Source organism: Chlamydia sp. 04-14, assembly GCF_036632095.1.
In the GTDB taxonomy this organism is placed as follows: domain Bacteria; phylum Chlamydiota; class Chlamydiia; order Chlamydiales; family Chlamydiaceae; genus Chlamydia.
On record NZ_JAPYKW010000004.1, the window covers coordinates 76,379 to 82,686 of the forward strand.

Genomic DNA, 6,308 nt, shown 5'->3' on the forward strand with positions numbered 1-6,308 from the left:
ATTTCAAATTAAAGATGATAACTCTTGAATTTTTCTCTCTATAAAGGAAAAGGCCTTGTGTATTGGCTCACTTGTTGTCATATCCAATCCAGACTTCTTCAAGATTTCTAATGGGAAGTCAGAGCCTCCACTTTTTAAGAAATTCAGATACGAGTTGAGGGCGTTGTCTTCTTTGTTAAGAATTTTTTCTGCAAAGCATAGAGAAGCAATGATGCCTGTTGCGTATTGGTATACGTAGAAATTGTAATAGAAATGAGGAATTCTTGCCCATTCTATGTTAGAAAGAGTGTCGAATGTTACGATTTCACCATAAAAATCATTTTGTAAATTCTTATAAGCCGAGGATAGATACTCTTCGGTTAGAGGAAGACCTTGTTCTGCAGCAGAATGTACTTCGTATTCAAAAGATGCAAACAACACCTGACGAAATAGTGTAGAAAAGATGGTGTCCAGACATCTTGTAAGAATAGTGATTTTCTCTTCTTTAGAATCGCTATTTTTAAGCATTGAGTCCATAAGAAGCATTTCATTTAGGGTAGAGGCAATCTCTGCAAGAAAAATAGGGTATTGCGCTTCGTGGAAAGATTGATTCTTTCTGCTGAAATAGGAATGCATGCTGTGACCGCCTTCATGAGCAATTACAGACACATCATATAATGTTCCGGTGTAGTTTAATAGAATATAGGGATAGCTGTCATAACATCCCGAAGAATAAGCTCCAGAGCGTTTGTTAAGGTTCTCGTATTTGTCTACCCAACCTTCTGTAGTTAATCCCCGTTTCAAAATATCAACATATTCAGTTCCAAGTGGTGATAGACTACTGTGGATAAGATCGACAGCTTCTTCGTAAGAATATTTCTTTTCCTCAGATTGACTTAGAGGAGCATATACATCATAAAAATGGAAATCTTTTAAATTTAAAGCTTTCTGTTTTAGAGAGTAGTATTTTGTAATCAGCGAAGAATTCTTCTTCACGATTTCCATAAGATTAGTGTAGACCGTTGTCGGAATATTATTATGATACAATGCTGATTCTAGACAGGAGCCGTATTTCTTGTTTTTTGCATAGAATAGATGTGCTTGAATTTTTCCATTAAGGAGATTAGCAAAGGTATGTCGATAATTATAATATCTTTCACACTGTGCTAGGTAAGCTGTTTTTCTTAATTCTCTATCCGTAGACTGCATATATAATGATGCTAATGCATGAGAAAGGGGATGAGAATTGCCTTTTGAATCCGTAGCTTGACCAAAGGGAATTTCTGAATCACTTAAAGAAGAAAATGCCTTACTAGCTACTTCAAAAGGAGCAAAAGCGGAAGCTAAGATTTTTTCTTCTCCAGGAGTGCCTGTATGCATAGATAGTCTAAAGATTTTCTCTAAATAGAATCTATAGGACGCTAGGGAGGGAGCCGATAAATGTTGTGCTATTATCGTCTCTGATAAACTAATTAAAGCAGGTTGTATCCAGGAGATTTCTTCAGAAAAGAGAGTATACAAATGTGTGATCGATTTTAGATCTGCGATTCCTTCTTGGTTTGTTATGTCTTGATCATGAACTAGATGAGCGTAAACGTAGAGTTTGTCAAGCTTTCTTTCAACTGAGAAGAGTTTGGTTAATAGAGAGAGGAGAGATTCTGAATTCTCAAGTTGGTATTGCGTTGCTTGCAGTTCTGGCCAGGTAAATGAACCGTCTGTTTTCATCCCGAAAGCATCCAAATCTGCTTTCCAGTCCGCTCTATTGGGGTATAGAGGGTTTACATCCCAGCAGTCCTCGGCAGGGATTTCGTTTCTTGGACGAACTACTTGTTGTTTTTCTGTATCTACGGTCATGATAATCTATGGATTTTTAAAATAGTAAAAAAGAACTTACTATAAGGTAAGTTCTAAGAAAAAGCCAAGAACGATCACGCACATTTTTTATATATTAAAATGGATTGTCAGTATCAATAAATGTTGAGGAAACTTGTAGGTTTGTCTGAAGATAATGTGCGAGAGCTCTTGGTCCTACTTTTTCTGTCGCTGTATGACCAAAGGCTAGAAAATGTATGTGATTTTCTAGGGCCGTGGACCATGCAGGTTCATCAAAATTTCCCGTAATGAAACAATCAATATTACAAAGAATAGCTTGAGATAGCTCTTTGTAAGCTCCACCGGAGATTAATGCTGCTGAGGAAATGGTTTGTGGGCCACCAAGCGCTTGAGCTTTTATGGGAGATTGGTAGTAATTGGATAGATTCTCTACAAAATTTTCTATAGGTATTGATGGGAAAGATCCTTGGACTCCTAGATAAGGAAGAGAACTCCCAAATGGCTGTAAGTTTGTCCATTGTAAATCTCGCGCTGCTTTCCAATTATTTCCAATAGTTGGATGCGCATCGAGGGGTAAATGATAAGCTAATAACTGTATGTCATGCTTAATCAGGAGTTGTATACGATTATAAAGCATTCCTGTAATAGGATAGGACATCCCTTTCCAAAACAATCCGTGATGAACAATTAATATGTTAGCGCCTAATTTGATGGCTGCTTGTATTGTTGATAAATCTGCAGTTACCCCAACAGCTATTTTCTCAACATTCGTGTTGAGATTTCCTATTTGTAAACCGTTAGGTCCATAATCAGGAAATGATTCCGAAGATAGTAGATCGTTTAAATAGATAAGAAGATCGGTAACGTTCATAGGGGCGTAATAGTTATAAGAAGTCATTATTAATTCACAAATGCACATTCCTGACAATCTTTACCAAGATGTAGAGATTCTACAGTTGTTTTTTTTCTTGTGAGACTAACCAGAGCCTTTATACCTTAGTGGATAAGCTTAATTTTTTTTTGCCCAGACAGCTCTCATGAATGATTCTCCAATATATTGTTTGTTAATCTCTTAGTTTATTTTTCTCTTGGAGAATGATTCTACAACTAAAAATATAGATTCACTAATTAGTTAATTATAAATAGACTGCTTTCCCTAATATATCAGGGCTTTTTATTTTAACTTATTGCACCCCTGTCATTGGATAAGAAACTATTCTTGATAGTTGTGGGTCAATGGGTTGTCTTAATACATTTTTTTGCTGTGTTAGATCATCTTTAATTGATGATTATTCGTATTCTTGCATTTCGCAACGCTTATATAATCAGGCTGTAGTTATAGCTGGCGTTTTTTTTGCGATCATATCTTTTGTCTTGGCTTCTGTTGTTTTGAGCGGAATTTCTGAACTAGTAATAATATTAGGTTTAGTAATCTCTTTAGTGCTTTGTGGAGTGTTATTAATCTCTACTTTATATTATTCTAGACGTCCTCATGTTGTTATAACGCCTATCGTTGATTCTGGGACAAATGGTTCTGTCTCCTTGCCTACTGAAGAGAGTTCTTCTTTAGAGGAATCTATAGAGGTTAGTGCTACATCTGTATTGGGTTCTACAATTGATAATAGGGAATCTTCCGATAATGATTTTGTTTTAGCTGAAACTCCAGAATCATATTCCGAGAGTATTTCTGCGTCTATGCTAGATTCTAGTATTGTTGGTGATACTTCTATTAGAGAAGAAGATAGTTTGGAAATAGATCTTGATTTCAGTTGGTTATATGATAATCAATTAGTAATCGATGCAGAGGCTACAGTCGATGCTACAAGTTGTGTAGGCCAAAGAACGCCTCTTCCAAAAGGATTTCTTGCTATAGTAGCAAAAAATTATCCTACTATCATCCATCAGATATGTATTGAGAGGTACTTAACCGTTCAAGAGCTACGCCTTCTTATAGAAGGCTTGATTGAGGGTAGAAGACTTGAAAATTATCCTGAAGGTCTCAGGATGAAATTACAAAGTTTCAGTTTATCTGTTATAGAATCTAATTGTCGTGATATTGAGCTACAACCTCTGGATGAAATTTTACTAAAAGAATGTCCTTTTTATTTTCTCGATAAGTTGATTGCATTAGGGGATAGAGAACTGCCTTTAGCAGAGAGAATATCTCCTGCTGTTTATTGGACCAGTCGTTTAGGATTTGTGAGTCGAATAGATACAATTTTTATTCCATCTGTTTGGATTTTATCCCGAGTGGCAACCCGAGAAGAATATGAGACTATGTTCGATCATTCTAAGAATAATACATGGGAGCAAATTCAGGATTTAATTTCTGATTTGAAAAATCGTCTACAGGTCTATTCAGATAACGAATACTAACCAAGTTTTTCTTCCACAAAGAGTAGTGTTCGATGGGATTTAGGGACTTCTACCTGGCTCCTTCATTTATGTAAGCACGGAGTGAGTTGGGAACAGTTGCAGTTGTTTACAAAAATAGATAGCCGTTCTGTGAATTTTCTCTGTGAAATTGAACAACAAAGTCGAGGAGAGCATTTAGTAAGAAACTTGGTCGCTGTTTTTGCATATATCAATGAGAAGAAAGAAAACTTTGATCCAAATATTGCATTATTTACATGGGAAGAATGGATAGAAGATCGATCTGAAAGTTCTAGAAGAGGCGAAAGATGGAGAGCGCATGAATCAACCATAAAGTTGTTAAATGCCAGACGAAATGGATCAGAAGCTCTTAAGGAGATTTCATTTAATTGCGAAGAATTAAGTGGGATGCCGTACTACACTTATGATTCTTGTACAGGAGAACGACAGAGGTTGGATCATAACTAATTTATATTAATTAGTATCAGTTTTTGATTATTATTAATAAGGAGGGTGTCGAAAATATTTAGCACTACATCGTCGTTTAGGTATTTGGACACTTTAATTTCTAAAGAGCTCATATCTATGATTGTTTCAACTCCACTTATAATGCCTTCTGGAATCGATTTTTCAGACTTGCTGTAATCCTGAAAAAATGATTAGGGACAATCGAGCAAAGACTTTGGGTTCATCTTTATTTAGAAATAATTTGCAAGTTTATTTTCCCAGGGATTATTGTCCTTTGATCTTAATTTTCAGTATGATACGGATATTCTGAGAATATGATTTTATGTGTGATTAGGAGTATAATGTGCCCGGCTCCATTACTCATGTGGTTTTCCCAATAATTGGAGAAAACATCTGTATTCGTTATCTGATGGATAAGTTGAATAAGACCGCTTTATTAGTCAGCGGGATTTGTTTGCTTATCCTTTCTACTATACTTGCTATTCCTATTGTCTATGGAATAGTTCATTCGGTATTACTTCCTTGTCTGCTTTTTAGTTTATGCTCGGGTATTTTCTTAGTTTCTGTGGGAATAGTGCTACGGTTGAGAATAAAACCTCCTATTCCTGAGGGTTTCCTTACTGTTCTTCGTGCAGCCTACCCTAGTGTGATTTGTGAGTTGGTTCTTAAACAAAGATTAGAGCTGTATGAGTTGCGTGATATTTTATCATGGCTGGATTCCGGAGATTTTATTTTCGATACGTCTAGGGAAAAAGCAGAAAAGTTTGGTTTTGAGCGATTGCAAACAGCTTGTGGGGGAGTTGAGCTGTTAGATTTAGAAGATCTTTTGCTTACGCATTGTCCTTTTTATTTAATCAATGAGTTCATCCAGTTAGGTCCTAGAGAATTTCCTGAATTAGAAGATTTAGATCCGCCAACTTATTGGCTCAGCCGTCTAGGTTTGTCAGATAGTTTGGATACAGTATTCCATCCCTACGTGTGGATGTTTGCGCAATCTACTTCTCAAAATGAATACGAACAATTGTTGTTACATGCTCGAAACGCTACTTGGGATCGTGTTGAACATATACGAGAAGACCCCTTATGGGGAAAAATAGCTACACCTTGGCTCCTTTATTTATGTAAGCATGGCGTAACTTGGGAGCAACTGAGTCTATTTAAGAAAATCTATATGAAGTCCGTTAGATTTCTTTATGATTCAGAAAGATCGGATGAAGGTAGGGATCTTGCGCGAATAATCAGCTCTATATCGAATTATATTTGCGAAGATGATGAAGGGTTTGACTCCTCCATTACTCTAATTACTTGGGAGGAATGGATGCGAGATTGCCAGGAAAATAGTAGGCGTCCTGGCTGGTGCTTTTACGAAGGAACCATAGATTTTTTGAATAAACATAGTAAAAATGTTTTGAATAAAATTGAGCGCGAGGAGGATTTCCCTTATTATACAATAGATAAAATAACAGGAATGAGAAGAGTTGATTAAATCTTTGCTATTTCTTAATTTATTGAATTTTAACATGTTAATTATTAATGTGTTTTAAGTTATTTTGTTAAAATAAGATTCTTTTCCTCTTTCGTGATAGATTTCTAATCTAAACGTGGTGGAATTTTTTTAGTAAGGTATTCATGACACTGCTAACCCCCCCCCCCCC

3 protein-coding genes and 1 pseudogene are annotated in these 6,308 nt (G+C 36.0%); 2 read left to right on the forward strand and 2 right to left on the reverse strand.

Features of this window, described 5'->3' with window-relative positions; all coding sequences use genetic code 11:
• Positions 1 to 3 precede the first annotated feature (3 nt).
• Positions 4 to 1,833 (reverse strand): oligoendopeptidase F, encoded by a 1,830-nt coding sequence (pepF, locus tag O6937_RS05265; RefSeq protein ID WP_332390592.1) that lies wholly within the window; start codon positions 1,831 to 1,833, stop codon positions 4 to 6.
• Positions 1,834 to 1,927: 94 nt separating this feature from the next.
• Positions 1,928 to 2,683, reverse strand: coding sequence for a Nif3-like dinuclear metal center hexameric protein (locus O6937_RS05270; RefSeq protein WP_332390596.1), 756 nt, complete (start codon positions 2,681 to 2,683; stop codon positions 1,928 to 1,930).
• Between the two features lie 824 nt (positions 2,684 to 3,507).
• Between O6937_RS05270 and O6937_RS05275 the strand changes: the two are divergent.
• Positions 3,508 to 4,653, forward strand: a pseudogene (locus tag O6937_RS05275) (DUF1389 domain-containing protein).
• A gap of 343 nt (positions 4,654 to 4,996) precedes the next feature.
• On the forward strand, positions 4,997 to 6,139 hold the full coding sequence (locus O6937_RS05280) for a DUF1389 domain-containing protein (RefSeq protein ID WP_332390593.1): 1,143 nt from the start codon (positions 4,997 to 4,999) through the stop codon (positions 6,137 to 6,139).
• Positions 6,140 to 6,308: the final 169 nt, after the last annotated feature.